Annotated in this window: 21 protein-coding genes; 17 read left to right on the top strand and 4 right to left on the bottom strand. The window is 37.5% G+C overall.

The features are described 5' to 3' along the window. Positions 1 to 15: 15 nt before the first annotated feature. The 17 genes from CHB66_RS00350 to CHB66_RS00430 all read left to right on the top strand — a co-directional run bounded on the left by CHB66_RS00350 (position 16) and on the right by CHB66_RS00430 (position 15,485). On the top strand, positions 16 to 582 hold the full coding sequence (locus CHB66_RS00350) for a YceD family protein (RefSeq protein WP_089236828.1): 567 nt from the start codon (positions 16 to 18) through the stop codon (positions 580 to 582). A 23-nt stretch (positions 583 to 605) separates the two neighbouring features. Next, positions 606 to 797, top strand: a complete 192-nt coding sequence (gene rpmF, locus CHB66_RS00355; protein WP_089236830.1) for a 50S ribosomal protein L32 — start codon at positions 606 to 608, stop codon at positions 795 to 797. Between the two features lie 275 nt (positions 798 to 1,072). Continuing rightward, a complete protein-coding gene (locus tag CHB66_RS00360; RefSeq protein WP_089237413.1) occupies positions 1,073 to 2,071 on the top strand; it encodes a beta-ketoacyl-ACP synthase III in 999 nt (332 codons plus the stop codon). 28 nt (positions 2,072 to 2,099) lie between these two features. Continuing rightward, on the top strand, positions 2,100 to 2,663 hold the full coding sequence (gene efp / locus CHB66_RS00365) for an elongation factor P (RefSeq protein ID WP_076502655.1): 564 nt from the start codon (positions 2,100 to 2,102) through the stop codon (positions 2,661 to 2,663). Between the two features lie 104 nt (positions 2,664 to 2,767). Continuing rightward, positions 2,768 to 3,244 carry an acetyl-CoA carboxylase biotin carboxyl carrier protein gene (gene accB, locus CHB66_RS00370; RefSeq protein ID WP_089236832.1) on the top strand — a complete coding sequence of 159 codons (477 nt, stop codon included), beginning with the start codon at positions 2,768 to 2,770 and terminating at the stop codon, positions 3,242 to 3,244. Positions 3,245 to 3,273: 29 nt separating this feature from the next. Next, positions 3,274 to 4,623, top strand: a complete 1,350-nt coding sequence (accC, locus tag CHB66_RS00375) for an acetyl-CoA carboxylase biotin carboxylase subunit (RefSeq protein WP_089236834.1) — start codon at positions 3,274 to 3,276, stop codon at positions 4,621 to 4,623. An 82-nt stretch (positions 4,624 to 4,705) separates the two neighbouring features. Next, positions 4,706 to 5,077, top strand: a complete 372-nt coding sequence (locus CHB66_RS00380) for a globin domain-containing protein (protein WP_089236836.1) — start codon at positions 4,706 to 4,708, stop codon at positions 5,075 to 5,077. Continuing rightward, positions 5,074 to 5,829, top strand: coding sequence for a lysophospholipid acyltransferase family protein (locus CHB66_RS00385; RefSeq protein ID WP_089236838.1), 756 nt, complete (start codon positions 5,074 to 5,076; stop codon positions 5,827 to 5,829). The genes CHB66_RS00380 and CHB66_RS00385 overlap by 4 nt, the downstream gene beginning before the upstream one ends. Beyond that, the gene (gene gatC / locus CHB66_RS00390; RefSeq protein WP_089236840.1) at positions 5,826 to 6,113 is read left to right on the top strand and encodes an Asp-tRNA(Asn)/Glu-tRNA(Gln) amidotransferase subunit GatC; all 288 of its coding nucleotides are present in this window, start codon (positions 5,826 to 5,828) and stop codon (positions 6,111 to 6,113) included. Before CHB66_RS00385 ends, gatC begins: the two co-directional genes overlap by 4 nt. Then, positions 6,113 to 8,926: a tetratricopeptide repeat protein gene (locus CHB66_RS00395; RefSeq protein WP_089236842.1), complete on the top strand. Its 2,814-nt coding sequence runs from the start codon at positions 6,113 to 6,115 to the stop codon at positions 8,924 to 8,926. Before gatC ends, CHB66_RS00395 begins: the two co-directional genes overlap by 1 nt. Before the next feature lie 73 nt (positions 8,927 to 8,999). Beyond that, positions 9,000 to 9,722 (top strand): ABC transporter ATP-binding protein, encoded by a 723-nt coding sequence (locus CHB66_RS00400; RefSeq protein WP_089236844.1) that lies wholly within the window; start codon positions 9,000 to 9,002, stop codon positions 9,720 to 9,722. A gap of 78 nt (positions 9,723 to 9,800) precedes the next feature. Continuing rightward, a complete protein-coding gene (locus CHB66_RS00405; RefSeq protein ID WP_089236846.1) occupies positions 9,801 to 10,349 on the top strand; it encodes a cob(I)yrinic acid a,c-diamide adenosyltransferase in 549 nt (182 codons plus the stop codon). A gap of 4 nt (positions 10,350 to 10,353) precedes the next feature. Further along, on the top strand, positions 10,354 to 11,421 hold the full coding sequence (locus CHB66_RS00410) for a branched-chain amino acid aminotransferase (RefSeq protein ID WP_089236848.1): 1,068 nt from the start codon (positions 10,354 to 10,356) through the stop codon (positions 11,419 to 11,421). Between the two features lie 192 nt (positions 11,422 to 11,613). Continuing rightward, on the top strand, positions 11,614 to 12,132 hold the full coding sequence (locus CHB66_RS00415) for a hypothetical protein (protein ID WP_089237415.1): 519 nt from the start codon (positions 11,614 to 11,616) through the stop codon (positions 12,130 to 12,132). 60 nt (positions 12,133 to 12,192) lie between these two features. Then, positions 12,193 to 13,294, top strand: a protein-coding gene (gene prfB, locus CHB66_RS00420) for a peptide chain release factor 2 (RefSeq protein ID WP_141107344.1) whose coding sequence is annotated in 2 segments (ribosomal slippage) — positions 12,193 to 12,252 and positions 12,254 to 13,294 — 1,101 coding nt in all. Because the reading frame shifts where the segments join, the coding sequence is not laid out codon by codon here. Positions 13,295 to 13,369: 75 nt separating this feature from the next. Next, on the top strand, positions 13,370 to 14,566 hold the full coding sequence (locus tag CHB66_RS00425) for an MFS transporter (RefSeq protein ID WP_089236852.1): 1,197 nt from the start codon (positions 13,370 to 13,372) through the stop codon (positions 14,564 to 14,566). Positions 14,567 to 14,759: 193 nt separating this feature from the next. Continuing rightward, on the top strand, positions 14,760 to 15,485 hold the full coding sequence (locus CHB66_RS00430) for a lysoplasmalogenase (RefSeq protein ID WP_089236854.1): 726 nt from the start codon (positions 14,760 to 14,762) through the stop codon (positions 15,483 to 15,485). Here CHB66_RS00430 and CHB66_RS00435 read toward each other — a convergent pair whose 3' ends face one another. From CHB66_RS00435 to CHB66_RS00450, 4 genes are all read right to left on the bottom strand, one after another. Beyond that, complete coding sequence (locus CHB66_RS00435) at positions 15,486 to 16,838, bottom strand: M24 family metallopeptidase (protein WP_089236856.1); 1,353 nt, start codon at positions 16,836 to 16,838, stop codon at positions 15,486 to 15,488. It lies immediately after the preceding gene. Between the two features lie 2 nt (positions 16,839 to 16,840). Next, positions 16,841 to 17,392 carry an acyl-CoA thioesterase gene (locus tag CHB66_RS00440; RefSeq protein WP_245812630.1) on the bottom strand — a complete coding sequence of 184 codons (552 nt, stop codon included), beginning with the start codon at positions 17,390 to 17,392 and terminating at the stop codon, positions 16,841 to 16,843. Positions 17,393 to 17,486: 94 nt separating this feature from the next. Beyond that, on the bottom strand, positions 17,487 to 18,854 hold the full coding sequence (locus CHB66_RS00445) for an MATE family efflux transporter (protein ID WP_089236858.1): 1,368 nt from the start codon (positions 18,852 to 18,854) through the stop codon (positions 17,487 to 17,489). A 28-nt stretch (positions 18,855 to 18,882) separates the two neighbouring features. Beyond that, positions 18,883 to 19,422, bottom strand: coding sequence for an NUDIX domain-containing protein (locus CHB66_RS00450; protein ID WP_089236860.1), 540 nt, complete (start codon positions 19,420 to 19,422; stop codon positions 18,883 to 18,885). Positions 19,423 to 19,445 lie beyond the last annotated feature (23 nt).

The following is a 19,445-nucleotide window of genomic DNA, read 5'->3' on the forward strand; positions in this document are numbered from 1 at the left end:
AATAAGGAGGGCTGGATGAAATTCTTGAAAAATTACAACATAGATGTCATCAAACTCAAAGAAGGTAAGCACGAGTTTACTTTCCCCATAGATGGAGAGTTTTTCAGTCATTTCGATGTTCAGGATTTCCTAAAAGATGGAAATCTTAGTGCTACAATAAATTTACACAAGCTTACTTCCTTAATGGAAGCTGAGTTTCATATCAACGGAACAGTTCGATTAATCTGTGACAGAAGTCTTGAGGAGTTTGATCAAGAATTAATAACAGATGAAAAAGTGATCTATAAGTATGGACTTGAAGAAACTGAGATCACGGAAGATGTCTTTATGATTACTAGAGATACTCCAAGTATCAATGTAGCACAATTGATTTATGAATTTATCTTACTTGCCTTACCTGCAAAAAAAATTCATCCCGATTACTTAGAAGAAATGGACGAAGATGATTTTGAAGGTGAAGGAGAGTTAGTATATTTTTCTGAGGAAAATGTAGAAGAAGACGAAAATCAAGAAGCTTCTTCCGAAAGCAAATCAGAAAGCAACGATCCCAGATGGGACATATTAAAAAAGTTAAAGAAATAAGATTAATCTAAAATTGTATAGAGATGGCGCATCCTAAACGAAAAATTTCGAAAACCAGAAGAGACAAAAGAAGAACTCACTATAAGTTGACAGCTCCTTCTTTGGCACAGTGCCCTACTACGGGTGAGTATCACATGCCACATAGAGCATTTTGGCTTGATGGTAAACTGTACTACAAAGGACAGGTTATCATGGAGAAAGAAGTGCTTGCTTAAAAAAACAAAAAAAGGCCTTTTAATAAGAATCCATTCTGAAATTCAGAATGGATTTTTTCGTTTAATCGCTTGATCGAAGACTCGAAAATTTCCATTCAAAAGATTATAAACATCCCAAAAAGGAAAAAACTTTGGTGGAACAGTACATTTTAAATATTTTTGAAGCCTCAATTAAAAGCAATAGTTAGCTTTACAGAATAATATTACAAGCAAACTACTGTAAGTCAGCAGCTTTAAATAAAAACTATAAGCTGTTGCCTAAACAAAACCATTTGATGAAAAAAACCAGAGCAGTAATTACAGGGGTTCAGGGTTGGGTTCCAGATTATGTATTGACCAACCAAGAACTTGAAACCATGGTGGACACCAACGACGAGTGGATTGTATCCAGAACAGGTATCAAAGAAAGAAGAATCCTCAAAGGTGACAATCTAGGAACCTCAGTCATCGGAACAGAAGCGGTGAAGGGATTACTAAAAAAGACAAATACCAATCCGGAAGACATTGATTTAATCATATGTGCTACAGTCACTCCAGATATGCCTTTCCCCGCAACGGCAAATATCATAGCCGATAATGTAGGTGCAAAAAATAGTTTTAGTTTTGATATATCAGCAGCTTGTTCTGGCTTTCTATATGCATTGACTATGGGGAGCCAATTTATTGAGACAGGCATGCATAAGAAAGTAATCATCGTAGGAGCAGATAAGATGTCTTCCATTATTGATTATCAAGATAGGGCTACATGTATCATTTTTGGAGACGGGGGTGGCGCTGTTTTATTAGAACCTACGCAAGAAGAAGTGGGCATTATGGACAGCATCCTACATGCTGACGGCTCAGGTGCTCCATACCTGCACATGAAAGCTGGGGGAAGTAGAAAACCTGCTACAGTTGAAACTGTACAAGCTAGAGAACATTTTGCATTCCAAGAAGGCTCCACTGTTTTCAAATTTGCAGTCACTAATATGGCAGATGTAAGTGCCAAAATCATGGAGAAAAATGGACTTACAGCAGATGATGTAGCATGGTTAGTTCCACATCAAGCCAATAAGAGAATCATAGATGCTACAGCCAACCGAATGGGAGTAGGACCAGACAAGGTCATGATGAATATAGAAAAGTATGGTAACACTACAGCTGGTACGCTACCACTTTGTCTGTGGGATTATGAATCACAATTGAAAAAAGGTGACAACATTATCCTTGCAGCATTTGGAGGGGGATTCACTTGGGGTGCTATTTATCTAAAATGGGGATATGACCCCAAATAAACCTAAATCTAACTTAAGTAAATAAATAATGGCAAGTACCGCGGATTTTAAAAATGGACTGTGTCTTGAATTTAATCATGACATCTATACCATTACAGAATTTCAGCACGTAAAGCCTGGCAAAGGTGCTGCATTTGTAAGAACCAAGTTGAAGAGCCTTACCAATGGAAAAGTATTGGACAAGACTTTCAATGCAGGAGAAAAAGTAACCACAGCAAGGGTAGAAAAAAGACCACATCAATATCTCTATTCAGATGAAATGGGTCTACACTTTATGGATACTGATACTTTCGAACAAATAAGAATCGAAGAGAAATTGATCGAAAGAGCTAACTTGATGAAAGAGGGACAAATTGTAGACGTTTTGGTACATGCTGAAACAGAGACTCCACTTACAGTAGAGCTTCCTCCATTTGTAGAATTGATGATTACTTATACTGAACCTGGTATCAAAGGTGACACAGCCACTAATGCACTCAAGCCAGCGACTGTAGAAACTGGAGCTACTGTAATGGTTCCGCTTTTTGTAGAGCAGGATACTATGATAAAAGTAGATACCAGAGATGGATCCTACTCAGAAAGAGTAAAATAAATTCAAAAAGCTATGTGATTTTGTTAAATTACATGGCTTTATTGTTTTAAACCCAAACCAAAACTGAAATCGGTCATCCCGGTTTCCTCAAACTAGACTAAATTATGAAAGCAAAAGAAATTCAAGACCTTATAGATTTTATCTCAAATTCTGGATTGGCAGAAGTAAAAATAGAAACGGAAGAATTCAAATTGTCTATCAAAAAGAATTCTGAAACACACTTCGTGACTGCTGCTCCTGCTGCTCCCGCTCCTACTTTAGCTCCTGCTACTGCAGCAGCACCTGCTCCGGCTTCCTCTGCTCCAGCAGCGGCACCTGCTAAGGATGACACTTCCAAATATATTGAGATAAAATCCCCAATGATTGGTACATTCTACAGAACACCAAATCCAGACGCAGATTCATTTGTGAATGTAGGTGATTCAGTAAAAGCAGGCCAAACAGTTTGTATCATTGAGGCGATGAAACTTTTCAATGAGATCGAGTCGGAAGTATCTGGTAAGATCGTAAAAGTATTAGTTGACAATGCTACCCCTGTAGAATACGATCAACCTTTATTTCTAGTAGATCCAGCAGGATAATTTCTTTTGTCTCACAAAACTCAATCATTGTGTTTAAAAAAATATTAATAGCAAACAGAGGTGAAATTGCACTCAGGGTGATCCGTACTTGTAAAGAGATGGGTATCAAAACTGTTGCAGTTTATTCCACTGCAGATAAAGACAGCCTACATGTACGTTTTGCAGATGAAGCAGTTTGTATAGGCCCACCTCCAAGTAGAGATTCCTATCTCAATATCCCAAGAATCATAGCAGCTGCCGAAATCACCAATGCTGATGCCATTCATCCAGGATATGGATTTCTTTCTGAAAATGCTGAATTCTCAAGGATATGCGAAGAATATAACATCAAGTTTATCGGCGCAAGCCCTGAGATGATCAATCGAATGGGGGATAAAGCTACTGCCAAAGCTACCATGAAAACAGCAGGTGTTCCTACTATTCCTGGATCAGAAGGACTCTTAGATTCAATGGAAGAAGGCATCAAAATAGCTAAAGAAATGGGCTATCCTATCATCTTGAAAGCTACAGCTGGCGGAGGAGGTCGAGGAATGCGTATAGTTAAAGAAGAAAGCGAATTCAAAAAAGCATGGGATGATGCCAGACAGGAATCCAGTGCGGCTTTTGGAAATGACGGGCTCTATTTAGAGAAGTTTGTAGAAGAACCAAGGCACATAGAAATCCAGATCGTTGGCGATAGTAATGGAAAAGCATGTCACTTATCTGAAAGAGACTGTTCTATACAAAGAAGACATCAGAAATTGGTAGAAGAGACACCTTCACCTTTCATCACGGATGAACTTCGAGAAGCTATGGGCAAAGCAGCCATCAAAGGTGCAGAAGCCATTGGCTATGAAGGTGCTGGTACTATCGAGTTTTTGGTCGACAAGCATAGAAACTTCTACTTCATGGAAATGAACACTAGGATCCAAGTAGAACATCCTATCACAGAAGAAGTAACTGATTTTGATCTGATCAAAGAGCAAATCAAAGTGGCTGCAGGTGAGAAGATTTCTGGCAAAAATTACTACCCTAAGCTTTATGCAATGGAATGTAGAATCAATGCGGAAGATCCTGCCAACGGTTTCAGACCAAGTCCTGGTAAAATTGTAAACCTTCATCTACCAGGAGGCCGTGGAGTGAGAATAGATAGTCATGTGTATGCAGGCTATGTGATTCCACCTAACTATGACTCCATGATTGCCAAACTTATAGTAAGTGGACAATCAAGGGAAGAAGTCATCGTAAGAATGAAAAGAGCCTTGGAAGAGTTTGTAATCGACGGCATAAAGACTACCATTCCTTTTCATATCGCATTACTCGAAAATGAACAATTCAAGAAGGGAGAATTCACAACCAAGTTCTTGGAAACATTTGATTTCTCTGTGATCAAAAAATAATATCATTTTATATAAACACTAAAAAAGACTGCTCACGCAGTCTTTTTTTTGACTTAATTTCTATAAAATTTTAAATTTATTCATGTACGAGTTTCAGACCATCTATCAATCTATCGGAGAAGCTAAAATCAAAGCTCTTGTGCATCACTTCTATCAAAAAGTTGCAGAAACACCTGCACTATTGACGCTTTATCCAGAGGAACTTGAACCAGCTGAAGAGCGATTATTTTTGTTTCTTCAACAAGTATTTGGAGGCCCTCAAACATACTCGGAGCAAAGGGGACATCCGATGCTTAGGAAGAGACACTTCCAGTGGGAGATAGATGGTGATTTGAGAAATAGCTGGCTCAATTGTATGTTTGCTGCCATAGATAAAATCGAAATGGATCAAAATACCAAAGAAACCATGATGAAGTATTTTGTACAAGTTGCAAACCATATGGTCAATCAATGACAACTCTCAAAGCAATATATACCACTTATGCATTTTTAGCTTTTTGCTTGAGTTTTCTTTTGCTCTTCCCCTTGCTATTGATTGCCATTTGGATTCCAGGATTGAAAAAATATGGTAGGAAGATCAATAGAATCTGGGCAAATATTTATTTTTTGATCATCTTCAAACCAATAAAATTTGAAGGAAAGCAAAATATCCAAAAAGGGAAACCATATATTTTCATAGCCAATCATTTTTCTTACATAGATATTGCTATGATGGGGTTTGCACCTGGAGATGTGGTCTTTGTCGGGAAAAGTTCATTGGGGAAAATTCCGTTATTTGGCTATTACTTTAAAAAGCTTCATATAGCAGTGAATCGATCTAGTGCAAGGAGTAGAGCAGAAGTATTAGCAAGATCCAAAAAAGCATTGGATGAAGGTAGTAGCTTGGTCATATTCCCTGAAGGAGGGATTACAACCAATGAACCTCCATTTCTTCAAAAGTTTAAAGACGGGGCTTTTACATTGGCGATAGAAAAACAAATCCCAATAATTCCTGTCACTTTATCATTTAATCATTTAATTTTACCTGATCAAAAGTTCTTGTTGTTGAGTTTTAAATCTGCCAAGATGGTATTTCACCCTCCGGTAGTCACAACTCAAATGACTAGAGAAGACTTAAGTAGACTGAAATCATATTGCTTTGAAACCATACAGAAACAGCTTTTGCTGGACAATAAGCTTTCAGCTGAAATAGAATTAGAATTATGAAAGTAGACACCAATACACTTAAAAAAATTGCTCATTTGGCGCGCTTAGAATTTGACGAGACTAGTGCTGAAAAAATGACTCTGGACATGACTCAAATCCTAGATTGGGTAGAGCAACTCAATGAAGTAGATACTGAAGGAGTAGAACCTATCACTACCATGTCTTCAGAAGTCAATGTACTAAGAGAGGACAAAGTTGGGGAGCATTTACCTCACGAAAGCGGCTTAAAAAATGCGCCTCAGCGTGATTCAGACTATTTCAGAGTTCCAAAGGTACTTGAATAATGTCCAAAACGCATAACCGTAAACTTGAAAATATAATCTTTAAAGGCCTACCTGGAGCAGTTGCTGTTTTTGGAGGCCTTTTCCTATTGATATATCATTTTGTTCTTGATAGCCCTAGCATGCCCATCTTGGCTGGTTTTTTCACAGAACAAATTCCTGTCCCATTAAATTTTTTCAGACTTGGAACAGACATCATTAGCATAGAAGTAGAAAACTTCTTGCTTTTCCAAACTTTTGAATCATTCATTCAGGTGCTAAATAGTAAGTATAGTATTTTTTTGGGCGCAGTTTATTTCATATTAATCGCACTTGGAATAAGCTTGATAAGCAGTTTCAAGAAAATGTACTTCATAGGCGGGGCAGCTTTTATTATTTTCTTTTTGACTTTCAGTGGGTTAAATGGACTGAATATCGGAGGTATTGCTACAAATTATCCACTGATAGGAATGATAACAGCTATTTTGATTCCTATCAGTTACATCTCATTTTTCAAACCAGATTGGGGGCTAGTTCATAGATTTACATTGCTTGTGACATGTCAAATAATTGGATTTGGAATCCTGATGATGCTCACAAGTATCGAGGCTCCATTCCTCTATATTTCTGAACAGGTCACGCTACCACTTACCGTTGTATGCTCTTTATTTTTGCTTCATATTGGCCATGCAGTCATCTCTGGAAGCAGCATATTCCTACTAAAAATCAACCAAGGAGCAGGCTTAAAGATTAGCTGGCATATAACTGTAATTTCTATTTTATATTTTGCGCTGGTTCTTTTCACATTACTTGACTTGATGGGAGAAGTCAACTTACCCTTCCCTACCCTACCTCCTTTGGTACTGATGTTTGTGGCGGGTATTATTGGTTATTTTGTATTAGATCAAAAGATCAACCAAACAGAGCAAGTATTTGACTCCCCAACTGTTGGTAAATCTTTGTATTTAATTGGCTTTGCTTTGACAACATTGATATGGGGAAAGGCAGTTTACACCTATAATCAACCTTTAGTTGAGTTTTTCAACCATATTTTTCTATATGGTCAAATAGCGCTTTCCTTGTTGTTTTTCGCTTATCTAATGACCAATTTTTCAAGTATCATCAATAATGGATCTGCTTTAGACCAAGTTATTTTTAAACCACGTTTTTTTGCATATTTCCACATGAGGATTGGGGCAATCATGTCTTTGGTCATTCTCGTGATTTTCGCAGATGCTATCATTGCTACGCAACTAAATAGTGCTTCGCTTAATTTGAGTGCAGACTATTATTACCAAACTGGAAGACCTCAACACGCTAGGATTTTATATGAAAACAGCTGGGCTCAGTACATCAAAAATGATAGGGCAAAAAATACTGTTGCACACTTGTATATTTTAGACAAGCAACCTAGTGCCGCTATTAGGCAGCTTGAAGAGAGTTTTGATTATGCACCAAATGTTCCCAATATTCTACTTTTAAGCGCTAGGCTGCATCAGGCAAATAGAATTCTTGAAGCAATTTTCTACTTAGAAAAGGGGCTAGAATATTTCCCTAACAATCCATATCTAACAAACAATCTCGCCCTCTTCTATTCAAAAACAAATAAAGGATCCGAAGCCATAAGGTTGCTCCTCGATTTGAAAAATTCAGAAGAAGTAGCTATTTCTAATCTTGTAGGTCTATCAATCAAACATCTATTCCCAATTGAAGAAGATTTCAAAAAAACTTCAGATCCCATTACTCAGATCAATTTATTGGCTTTGGAAAATAAAAATGGAAACCTAGCGGATATTCAAGTAGCTTTCGATCAGCTTCCTAAAAATGACTTTGTACTCTCAACCGGAATCCGAAATCAATGGACGAATCAATCTATCGACGACTATGATGTCGATCTTACAATGATTGATAGTTTAATCAATCAAACAGCAAATGTAAGCTTAGAGAGAAATTATAGAGATTCTAAAATCATAAGGGTGCTACAGGAAAATCAAATAAATGAAGCGCTTAAGTATCTTTCAGGAGCTGTTTTTAATTTCCCTAATCAATCAGATACTTATCAAGTAATCGCCGCAGAGGTTCTCGCAAGTCAATTAGACTTCGAAAAGGCCGCAAAAGAATTGGTACTAGCTGCTGCTGTTCAGAGTTCCAGAATCAAGCCGATTCACTTGGCCATTCTTTATTTCGGAGGACGTCCAGATGTAGCTTTTACTTATCATCAAAAGTTTGAATTAGATTTTCCTTCTTGGATGATTTTTAATGAAGCTGGTAATTTAGCCAAAACTCCACAAGCTGAATTTTTTTCGATTTTAACTGAGTTTCATAGTAAAACAGCAGACTACCTCCTTGATAAAATGATCAACTTAGACAATAATAATCTTAAGGTTGATTTAGCATATTTCATTTTGATACACAAAGGTCATTGGTTGGATAAAGAACAGCTAGCATTGATCAATACATACCTGACGGAAGGACAAAATGCAATTTGGACTAAGGATGACTTTCAGAGTTTCGTAGATTTCCTATTTACTCAAAAAGAAACTGAGCTTTCTACTGGTTTGGCAAATCTGATTAAGCCTAAACTTTCGACTTATAGGAATGCCTATTTCACACCTCTCCTATTCAAAGGACTCGCTGAGGTATCTGATCCAATGCTCAAATATGAAATCTTACAAGAAGCCATTCAATATAACAAAGACCCGAAATTATGGCTTGCTTTTGTGAATCAGAGTCGTGTGATTGGCCTTGAAAATTATGGTACTAGAGCACTTGACGAAATGAAGCATTGGATATCAAAAGAGAATTTAGAAAAATTATTAATAGAAAACCAAGAATAACTTTAACCGTTTATCAAATCAATTTTCCCTTTCATTTTCTTTTAATTAATTTGGAAATCAAACGTGAATTAACATGAAAAAAATAATAGAGACTTCAGAAATCAGAAAAGTATATAGAATGGGTGCAGAAGAAGTCCAAGCACTGAAGTCAGTTTCTATTTCTGTGAACAAAGGAGAATATGTAGCTTTTATGGGGCCTTCCGGTTCAGGTAAATCAACTTTGATGAATATCATTGGCTGTCTTGACACCCCCACTTCAGGAACTTATATTCTCAATGAAAAGGATGTCAGTGACATGTCTGAAAATGAATTGGCAGAAATCCGAAATAAGGAAATTGGTTTTGTATTTCAGACCTTCAATCTATTACCAAGAGCCAGCTGTTTAGAAAATGTAGCTTTACCACTGATCTATGCTGGTTTCAATAAAGCTGATAGAGATGATAAAGCCTATCAAGCCCTCAAAAATGTAGGCCTTGCAGACCGGGTTCATCACAAACCTAACGAGCTTTCAGGTGGTCAACGTCAGCGTGTAGCAATTGCTAGAGCCCTGGTAAATGATCCAAGCATCATCCTTGCAGATGAGCCCACAGGTAATTTGGATACAAAGACTTCATATAGCATCATGGAGTTATTTCATGAATTGCACCAAAAAGGCAACACTATCATCATGGTAACGCATGAAGATGACATTGCACATTATGCTCATCGTGTAATTAGGTTGAGAGATGGACTAGTTGAGTCTGATGAAATTAACGCAAACCCAACCCAATCATTTGCTCCACAATTAGCACAGTAAATAGACCTTTTCTGAAATTAGAATGTTACTTTTGTGCTCAATAGCAGGAACATTTTAATTTGACTATCAGGTTTTTTTATGAAAATATATACCAAAACAGGAGATCAAGGTACAACCTCATTGCTGGGAGGTAAAAGAGTACCCAAAGGTCACCTCAAAATTGATGCATATGGCACTGTAGATGAGCTCAATGCTTTTATTGGCTTACTTCGTGATCAAGAAGTCAATACTTCAAGAGAAGCTGTATTGAAGGAAATTCAAGATCGGTTGTTTACTATAGGGGCAACACTTGCCACTGAGTATGGCAAACAAAACATAAAAAGACCCGACCTACATGAATCAGACTTGGAATTATTGGAGAAAGAAATTGATCAAATGGATTCAAAACTACCTCCTTTGAAAAATTTCATACTCCCAGGAGGACATACAGCAGTTTCATTCTGTCATGTTGCAAGAACCGTTTGTCGGAGGACTGAGCGCTGTGTCATTGACCTCATGGAAATAGAGCCTGTTGATGAAATCATTGTAAAATATTTAAACAGACTTTCTGATTACCTATTTGTTCTCGGGAGATTGATGGCTATCGAGCTCGGAGTGGAAGAGGTAACCTGGAAGCCAAGACATTAAGCTTATGAATACTACATTAACCATCGCAATCAACAAAACATCCAAGTCCAAACTTCCAGATACCAACTTTGACGATCTGAAATTTGGTCAAACGATCAGTGATCACATGTTTGTGGCAGATTATGAAAATGGCACATGGGGAAACTTCAGAATTGAAGCTTATGCACCATTACAGCTGAATCCAGCCAATGCGACATTGCATTATGGTCAGTCTGTATTTGAAGGAATGAAGGCCTACAAAAATGATGCAGGGGATACTTTACTTTTCAGGGCAGATGCCAACCAAAAACGACTGAATGAATCAGCTAAAAGGATGTGTATTCCTGAAGTTCCAGAAGAGATTTTTATGGATGGTTTGCTGAAACTATTGGAAATTGATAATGCTTGGATTCCAAATAAACCTGGTTGTTCATTATACATCCGTCCATTTGTTTTTGCTACAGATGATTACCTGGGTATTCGTCCATCTGAAAAATATAAATTCATCATTTTCACATGTCCAGTAGGGAACTACTATTCCAAGCCGGTGTCAGTAAAAGTGGAATGTAAATACACTAGAGCTGCTGAAGGTGGAACAGGTTATGCCAAAGCTGCTGGAAATTATGCAGGCTCATTGTACCCTGCTTTACTAGCACAGAAAGAAGGCTTTGATCAATTGCTCTGGACTGATGGTAAATCCCATCAACATATAGAAGAAAGTGGAACCATGAACGTGATGTTCATGATTAACGACACCTTGATCACTGCTCCAACTACTACTGGTACTATCCTCAAAGGCATCACTAGAGATTCAGTCTTAACTTTAGCTAGAGAAATGGGGATAAAAGTTGAAGAAAGATTTCTTAGAGTAGCTGAATTGGAAGATGCATTGAGAAATAACTCGCTCAAAGAGGCATTTGGTACAGGTACTGCTGCAACAATAGCCCATATTGCAAAGATCCATGTCAGTGGAAATGATTACATATTACCAGAAAAAGACGAGTCTGCGTTTAGTAATAGAATACTGAAAACATTGGATGACATCAAATACGGCAATGTAGAAGATGTCCATGGCTGGATCATCAAATTATAAAATATGCATATACGGGGCTTTGCCGGTTTTGGTAAAAAAACCGATTTAGTTTAACTTTGATATTCATTGGACTCTCTGGAATAGAAGCGTACAATCAGGATATAAAATACGTAGGGTGTCATATCAAAATTGACACCCTTACTTTTTAAGTGACTCAAATTTTATTATCTTCCTACATCAAGAAAAATGGCTATGAAAAATTCTTTTTATAAAACTTTTATCCTATTTCTAGTTATCCTACTAAGTAGCAATTTTGAAATACATGCCCAGAAATTTATTTTGCTTCAAAAAGGAACTAACCAAAAAACCAGAATCAAATACGAAGTCGGTGAAATATTTACCTACAAAACAAAAAATAATGACTTCTATATTTCAGACGTCATCAGGGACATTCAACCAGAAATTATAGTCTTGTCTGAAAATGTTCTCAGACCTGAAGATATTACAGCTGTTTACATTTACGACAAGGACCCAAGAAATCAGACTTTGAAGAATTTATCATTTCTAAGCTACGGCGCTGGTGCAATATTTCTTTCCGCTAATGTAATCAATAGTCTTTATCAGGAAGGGAATGTCAATATTGAGAATGGTTCTTTGATTACAACTGCTGCCTTATTTGGAAGTGGGTTTGTTTTATCCAAGGTGCGTTACAAACATTTCAAAAGAAAGGGCAGGAATAAAATACAACTGATTATCCTTTATGGAGATTGAAAAGAAATAGGTTTAGAGTGATATTTTTCCGATTTTTGCCCCTCCAAAACTAAATAAATTATGACATCAGACCAGTTGAAAGACTTGAAAGCCCGCGTTTCGGCTTTGAGGAGGTATCTTTGACTACGATCGTAAGAAAGTAGAAATAGAAGATTTAGAGGCAGTTTCTGCCCAGGCAGATTTTTGGAACGATCCAGAGGAAGCCGAAAAAACAATGAAAGTAATCCAAAGTAAAAAGTCTTGGACCAACTCCTATGAAAAGATAGAGACGGGTATTCAAGATTTGGATGTATTATACGAGTTTTACTCCATGGATGAGGTACCGGAAGAGGAACTCAAATCGGAATACAGCAAGGTTCTCAAAGAAGTAGAAGATCTTGAGTTGAAGAAAATGCTCAGCAGTGAAGAAGATCAACTGAGCGCGTTAATGGAAATCAATCCTGGTGCCGGTGGTACAGAAAGTAATGATTGGGCATCCATCTTGATGAGAATGTACATCATGTGGGGAGAGAAAAATGGCTACAAAGTCAGAGAAGTCGATCTTCAAGAAGGTGAGGTTGCTGGAATCAAGTCTGTCACCCTAGAGTTTGATGGCCCATTGGCTTATGGTTTTCTCAAATCAGAAATTGGTGTACATAGGTTGGTTAGAATTTCACCTTTTGACAGTAGTGGAAGACGTCATACCTCTTTTGCTTCAGTCTATGTATATCCGGTAATTGATGATACAATTGAAATAGAAATCAATCCCTCAGATGTAGAGTTACACACCTCAAGATCTGGAGGAGCCGGTGGTCAAAATGTCAATAAGGTCGAGACCAAAGTACAATTGACTCACAAGCCTACAGGTATAGTAGTTGTCTGTCAAATTGAAAGATCTCAACTTGCAAACAGAGAAAAGGCCATGCAGATGCTTAAATCCAGACTCTACCAACTAGAAATGGAAAAGCGAAATGCAGAAAGAGCAAAAATTGAATCTGGAAAGATGAAAATCGACTTTGGTTCTCAGATCAGAAACTATGTCTTGCATCCATACAAATTGGTAAAAGATGCACGAACAAGTCATGAAACATCTGATGCGCAGGCTGTCTTAGATGGAGGGCTGAATGAATTCATCAAAGCATTCCTACTCGCTCAAAACGAAGAGGAAGCCAATAAAGAATAATTTATAAAAGCAAATAACCTCCCGATAGAAAACCTTTTTCATGTCGGGAGGTTTTTTGATCATAGCCAGTAAGGTATGTCTAGAGCTTCGGGAAAACTAAAACGTATCCTCCCACCTTTTTTTACATTGAATTTTTTTGTTCTCTGCTTGAGTTCTTTTTTGTTTTTTGCTAGCTTCAATATGATCATCCCAGAGCTTCCTTCCTATCTCAGTTCACTAGGTGGAGAAGATTACAAAGGATTGATCATTTCCTTATTCACCCTAACTGCTGGACTATCTAGACCTTTTAGCGGGAAGTTAGCTGACAAGATTGGTAGGATTCCCGTTATGGTCTTTGGAGCAATTGTATGTTTTGTTATCAGCATGCTTTATCCTGTGATTACATCAGTAGCTGGATTTTTACTTTTAAGATTTGTACATGGCTTCTCAACTGGCTTCACTCCTACTGGTACTTCTGCATTCGTCGCCGATATTGTACCATTCAACCGACGCGGTGAGGCTATGGGGATACAATCTCTATTTGGCTCTTTAGGGATGGCTGCAGGTCCAGCAGCTGGTGGATATATAGCAGCTGAGTATGGTATCAACCCACTATTTTATGCTTCTGCTGCTACAGCAATATTGTCTATATTAATTATTCTAAGATTGAAGGAGACCTTGGAAGAGAAAGAAACATTAGCCCTCCATCATTTCAAACTTCAACGTCATGAAATCATAGAGAAAAGAGTTTTACCTCCTTCATTGGTTTTATTTCTGACAGTTTTTTCATTTGGAGTGGTATTAACCATCATTCCAGATTATTCGGAATTCCTTGGAATCAAAAATAAAGGACTTTTCTTTGCTGTATTTACATTATCTTCTCTTGGTATAAGAATAATAGCTGGAAAAGCCTCCGATAAATATGGGAGGATCCCTGTGATGAAGATAGCTTCTCTTTCGATGGCCTTGGCTATGCTAATTATTGCATTAGCATCAACAAAAACTATGCTTTTATTTGGAGGAGTGGTTTTTGGAGCTTCCGTGGGAATGAACTCGCCAACGATTTCTGCATGGACGATAGATCTATCACTAGATAAATTTCGAGGAAGAGCCTTAGCTACAATGTACATTGCGCTAGAAGCAGGAATAGGTATTGGAGCCATTACCTCCGGATTTGTATTTCAAAACAAAGTGGAGAACTTTTTTCTAGTATTTTCTCTCGGCACCATCACTTCCTTATTAGCTTTTATTTATCTTCTTACAATACCTAAAAATCAAAATATTTCTTTATAAAATTAAATAAATAGGTAAGTTTAAATTTTTTGATGAAATAATATAAAAATTCAGATTATAACACTGACTTTTAACACTTTAAAGGCTTAGAGTCATGGAATATTTTTTGAATAATAATTCCTCAGTATCTAGTATTTTATTTTATTTTTTTTCGTCTAAATTGCTTCAAGATTAATTACATTTTGAATCAAAAATGCGGGAAAATAAACTTTTCAATGTACTATTTCTGATTGTATCTGCAATCAGCATTACCTTCCTATTCATGGGATTCAGTGTTGGTTTTTACCTTACCAAACCCCTTATTGTTCCAGTTTTGCTTTTGTTTTTATTTCAAAAATTCAAGAAAGTACAACATCCTTTGATTCCATTGCTCATGATCGCAACCTTCTTTTCTTTTCTTGGTGATATTTTTTTAATGATTACCTTAGATGAAACATTTTTTAAATTGCTAGGAATATGTACTTTCATCATTGCTCAAGCTGCTTATGGTGCATTATTCTACATATCAATAAAGAATAAAAAAAAGAGAGTAATTACACTGATACAAAGATGGCCTGAACTATTAGCTATAGTAGTTACCATATCAGCTACTGCCTTTGTATATCCTTCCTTGGGAGATTTTACCGTCCCTGCATTAATCTATGCCTTAGTTACGGCTATTACCATCATCTTTGCACTCAATCGGCGGTTTTACATAGGTAGAAAAAGTTTTTCTTTTACTATCGTAGGTGTATTCTCATTTTTTATAAGCGATGCTTTGATGGGGGATGACTTATTCTTTACTCGGAATTTCACACTTGCCTTGGTGATGGTATTCTATGTAGTAGGTCATTATTTTATTGTCAATGGCATGATGATGCAGATTGAAAAAGAAACAAAAAAGGCACCTTCTAAAGATGCCTTTTCTATCAAAAATTAATTAATTGCCTAGATAATTACGGTGCCTAGGTATCGCCATGATTTCTTTTTGACGTCCATCTAAGTAGATAACTTTTTCTCCATCAAAAAAGGCTCCTTCCTCTAACATAATTCTGACCTCTTTATTCCATTCCTTTACGAATACCACGGCATTAAGCTCTATAGCGTAGACTGTGTTTGGGAATAATGGATAATCTCCGGCCCCTTTTGTATCACCTTGATTATCCCACATACCAATGGTAGGACCAGAAGCATGACCGTGATAGCCCATGGGATGTGAATAGATACTTCCCTTGATCCCCTCTTTTTCCATGATACTTCTGGTGGCCTTCAAAATTTCATTCCCTGTTCTACCTGTGATAAATTGAGAAGTCAGGATATCTTGCAGTCTATTTCCCACTTTGAATGCATCATTGAGGTATTTTGGGACTTCTTTTTCGTCAGGCTTAAGTACATAGGCTAGTTGTTGCGTATCTGTATTGAGCCTAAGATATGTGATTCCAAAATCAATATGTAACAAATCTCCTGGCATGATCACTTGAGATTCTGGCCTAACTGCAAATGACCTTAGATGCTCTTTGGATTCTGGATCAGGACGCTGAATATCCACTGTAGGCTGAAACCAAGTATCAAGCTTCAACTCTTTAATCTTTTCCCTATACCACCATACTACATCATCTGTGGTGGTCACGCCTGGTGTGATTACTTTTTCGGATAATCCCTCAGAAATTATACTATTAGCTATGGTTTGCAAATGCTTATAAGTGGCCATTTCAGATGGAGTTCTTGTCTCCAACCAGCCCACTGATAATCTTTCTCCAGACACGACTTTCGACATGGTCGTTTGGCTAAGATATTTCTTGAGTTGCTCGTGATCTGTCACTGTCAATCCATCAGCATGGCCAAAATTGTCAGCAATATTGAGCGCAAGCTTTTTGGGATTTCTTTCCTCAATTAATTGAGCTAATGCTTTCCACTGATCGGGCTCTGTATCTGGATCCCAGGCCCTTTTGAAGGATTTCCCCACATCATATCTAGCTACTGCTAGCGCTTTTACTTGACTACTTCCTTGAGCTTTATACATCAATAGCATGGTTCTCCTGCGCGCAGCAAACCAAGTTGCAGGCAAAAATGTCCTGATGACAGGATCTTCATTATACTCTCTGGAAATAATCAGCCACATATCAATACCTTCTCGCTCCATTATTTGCGGCAAAACGGATTGAATGCGTTCTTCAAGCCATTGATCAACAACAGTTGCTTGCGCTCTTTGAGTAAGAATAGCTGGATTTTGAGCAAAGATAAAAGGGCTCAAAAGCATTAAAATGATAAAATTAAGTAAGAATTGCTTCATATTTATTTGGATTGATTAATACACCGTTCAGTAGCCAGCAAAGTAGCTATTTCTTGTTTATCCCAAGACTTTTTAATTTGACTCAAGTTCGATTCATAATCTTTCTTAAATCGTTTTCTAAAAATAGCTTCCACAAACCTGCGAACATCGGTTTTATTTTCTAAAATCAATTTCGGAACCATAGAAGGTCTATCGTCTTCTCCTTTGGCCACCATGGTAAAATAACAGGTATTGGTATGTTTGACTTGACCAGTTTTGACATTTTCAGAAATCACTTTGATCCCAATGACCATCGAACTGTTTCCAACATAGTTTACAGATGCCATCAAAGAGACCAATTCACCAACCTCCACAGGTTGTAAAAAATCCACTGTATCCACAGATACAGTCACGCAATAGGCTCCGCTATGCTTGGATGCAGCTGCATAGGCCACCTTATCCATCAAGGATAGTAAAATCCCACCATGAATCTTCCCTCCAAAATTTGCATAAGCGGGAATCATCAATTCTGTCATTGTGACTCTTGAAAAACTTGAGGTTTTTGCTTCCACCATTCTTTTTGATTTGAAAATATAAAGTAATGAAGGAAAATGCTAACCTACCCCAAAAGAAAGTTTATTTGAGATGACTGAAAGTATTTTGAAAAAGCTATACGGCTGCTCTGGCACTATTCTGCTTTTTAAGCAAATTAGCGCTGAGTGCATGGAATCTATATAATAACATCACGCCAGTTACAGAAAGTCCTATTAATAGACCATACCAGATACCTTTTTCCTGAAGGTCCAAGTTGAAAGCGAAAAAATAACCTAAAGGCAACCCGATTACCCAATAGGCAACCAAAGTCACAATAGTGGGTACTTTGACATCAGCCATCCCTCTCAAAGCACCCAAGCCAACTACCTGAATCCCATCTGATAGCTGAAAAAACCCAGCAATCACTAGTAAGCTTGCACTCATTTGAATCACAACGTCATCATCAATATAAAGTGATGGTAGAAACTCTCTGAAAACTATAAAAATCACCGCAGAAACCAACATGAACAAAGCTGCCATTGCAAACACCGTAAAACCAGCGGATCTTAGTGTATGAATATCATTTCTACCTAACTGATTGCCAACCCTTACCATTGCTGCTGCAGAAAGACCTGAAGCCATCATATAGCTGATAGATGCCAAGTTGATCGCAATCTGATGTGCTGCTAGAGCGGAAACTCCAATCCAGCCCATCATAATCGCCGCTGTACTGAAAGCTCCCACTTCAAAGATATATTGGAAACCAGTAGGTACACCAATTCGAATCATTTTGGAAACCATCGGAAATGAAAATCTTTTGATCTTGAAACCAAGATCAAACAACTTATATCTGCTAGACTTGAATACATAATAGGCTATAATACTCCCCATTAGTACTCTTGAAATTAAAGTCGCCCAGCCTGCTCCGTTTAAGCCCATAGCTGGTAATCCTAGATTTCCATAAATGAATACCCAATTTAAAAAAACATTCAAACCATTACAGATCAAAGTGATATACATGGCTTGTTTGGTCTGAGATAGTCCTTCAGCAAACTGCTTGAAGGTCTGAAAAAACATAAATGGTAAAATAGAAAGTGTAATGATCGCCAAATATGGAATTGCTAAACGAACAACCTCTGAGGGCTGATTCATATAATTCAACATTGGCGAGAAGAGCATAATCAACAAAAACAGGAAAATTCCAGTAGCCATATTGATTGAGAAGGCATGTCTAAATAGTCTTCCAATTTTATTACTTTTATTTTTACCATCAGCCATCGCTACGAGAGGCGTGATGGCCATAGAAACTCCTATGCCAAACATCAGTACCACAAAGAAAATACTATTCGCCAAGGAAGCTGCAGCAAGCGGTTCAGCACCTAGCCTACCCACCATCATAGAGTCAGCAACACCTACCAACACCTGTCCAAGTTGACTCAACATGACTGGATAAGCCAGAATAAACGTTTTGGAAAAATGATCTTTGAAATTAAACTGAGACATGATAGCTAGAGAAGCGAAATATGAAAGGTCAAATATTCAACAATTTTGCAACTTTAAGAAGTCCTGCAATGGAAATCGCATCAGTTATTTCACCCTCCATCACCATAGATATAGCTTTTATTAAAGGTAATTTTCTGATTACTAGCTTTTCTGTAGGATCAAAATTTGACTCTCCTTCTTCAAGCATTTCTGCCAAAAAGACATATCCTACTTCATCTGTTACTGAGTTTGAAGTGTGTAACTTCATCAGCTGTGTCCATTTGAATGCTGTCAACCCTGTCTCCTCTTGTAGCTCTCGCTTGGCTACGTCCAGAATATCATTTTCAATCAAACCACCTCCCATTGGGATCTCCCATGAATAAGCATCAATGGTATACCTGTATTGACCAACAAGCCAAGTATTCCCATCTTGATCTAGTGGGATTATTCCGATCGCTTTATTTTTGAAGTGAACTTTGCCATATATCCCTTCCGTCTGATTAGGCGTGATCACTTCTCTATGGCTGACACTGATCCATGGATTGTCATAGACTTCTTTAATAGATTTTGTGGTCCAAGGATTTTCCATAATTACAAAAGTAGAAATAAAAA

This window comes from Belliella buryatensis (genome assembly GCF_900188245.1).
Taxonomy (GTDB): Bacteria; Bacteroidota; Bacteroidia; order Cytophagales; family Cyclobacteriaceae; genus Belliella; species Belliella buryatensis.

Bases quoted from the DNA above. Each gene is read 5' to 3' on its own strand.
- CHB66_RS00360 (WP_089237413.1), top strand. From the start codon at position 1,073: ATGAAAAAAACCAGAGCAGTAATTACAGGGGTTCAGGGTTGGGTTCCA.
- CHB66_RS00435 (WP_089236856.1), bottom strand. From the start codon at position 16,838: ATGAAGCAATTCTTACTTAATTTTATCATTTTAATGCTTTTGAGCCCT.
- CHB66_RS00440 (WP_245812630.1), bottom strand. From the start codon at position 17,392: ATGGTGGAAGCAAAAACCTCAAGTTTTTCAAGAGTCACAATGACAGAA.
- accB (WP_089236832.1), top strand. From the start codon at position 2,768: ATGAAAGCAAAAGAAATTCAAGACCTTATAGATTTTATCTCAAATTCT.
- gatC (WP_089236840.1), top strand. From the start codon at position 5,826: ATGAAAGTAGACACCAATACACTTAAAAAAATTGCTCATTTGGCGCGC.
- CHB66_RS00395 (WP_089236842.1), top strand. From the start codon at position 6,113: ATGTCCAAAACGCATAACCGTAAACTTGAAAATATAATCTTTAAAGGC.
- efp (WP_076502655.1), top strand. From the start codon at position 2,100: ATGGCAAGTACCGCGGATTTTAAAAATGGACTGTGTCTTGAATTTAAT.
- CHB66_RS00400 (WP_089236844.1), top strand. From the start codon at position 9,000: ATGAAAAAAATAATAGAGACTTCAGAAATCAGAAAAGTATATAGAATG.
- CHB66_RS00415 (WP_089237415.1), top strand. From the start codon at position 11,614: ATGAAAAATTCTTTTTATAAAACTTTTATCCTATTTCTAGTTATCCTA.
- CHB66_RS00405 (WP_089236846.1), top strand. From the start codon at position 9,801: ATGAAAATATATACCAAAACAGGAGATCAAGGTACAACCTCATTGCTG.
- CHB66_RS00385 (WP_089236838.1), top strand. From the start codon at position 5,074: ATGACAACTCTCAAAGCAATATATACCACTTATGCATTTTTAGCTTTT.
- CHB66_RS00380 (WP_089236836.1), top strand. From the start codon at position 4,706: ATGTACGAGTTTCAGACCATCTATCAATCTATCGGAGAAGCTAAAATC.
- CHB66_RS00430 (WP_089236854.1), top strand. From the start codon at position 14,760: ATGCGGGAAAATAAACTTTTCAATGTACTATTTCTGATTGTATCTGCA.
- CHB66_RS00450 (WP_089236860.1), bottom strand. From the start codon at position 19,422: ATGGAAAATCCTTGGACCACAAAATCTATTAAAGAAGTCTATGACAAT.
- CHB66_RS00445 (WP_089236858.1), bottom strand. From the start codon at position 18,854: ATGTCTCAGTTTAATTTCAAAGATCATTTTTCCAAAACGTTTATTCTG.
- CHB66_RS00425 (WP_089236852.1), top strand. From the start codon at position 13,370: ATGTCTAGAGCTTCGGGAAAACTAAAACGTATCCTCCCACCTTTTTTT.
- rpmF (WP_089236830.1), top strand. From the start codon at position 606: ATGGCGCATCCTAAACGAAAAATTTCGAAAACCAGAAGAGACAAAAGA.
- CHB66_RS00410 (WP_089236848.1), top strand. From the start codon at position 10,354: ATGAATACTACATTAACCATCGCAATCAACAAAACATCCAAGTCCAAA.
- CHB66_RS00350 (WP_089236828.1), top strand. From the start codon at position 16: ATGAAATTCTTGAAAAATTACAACATAGATGTCATCAAACTCAAAGAA.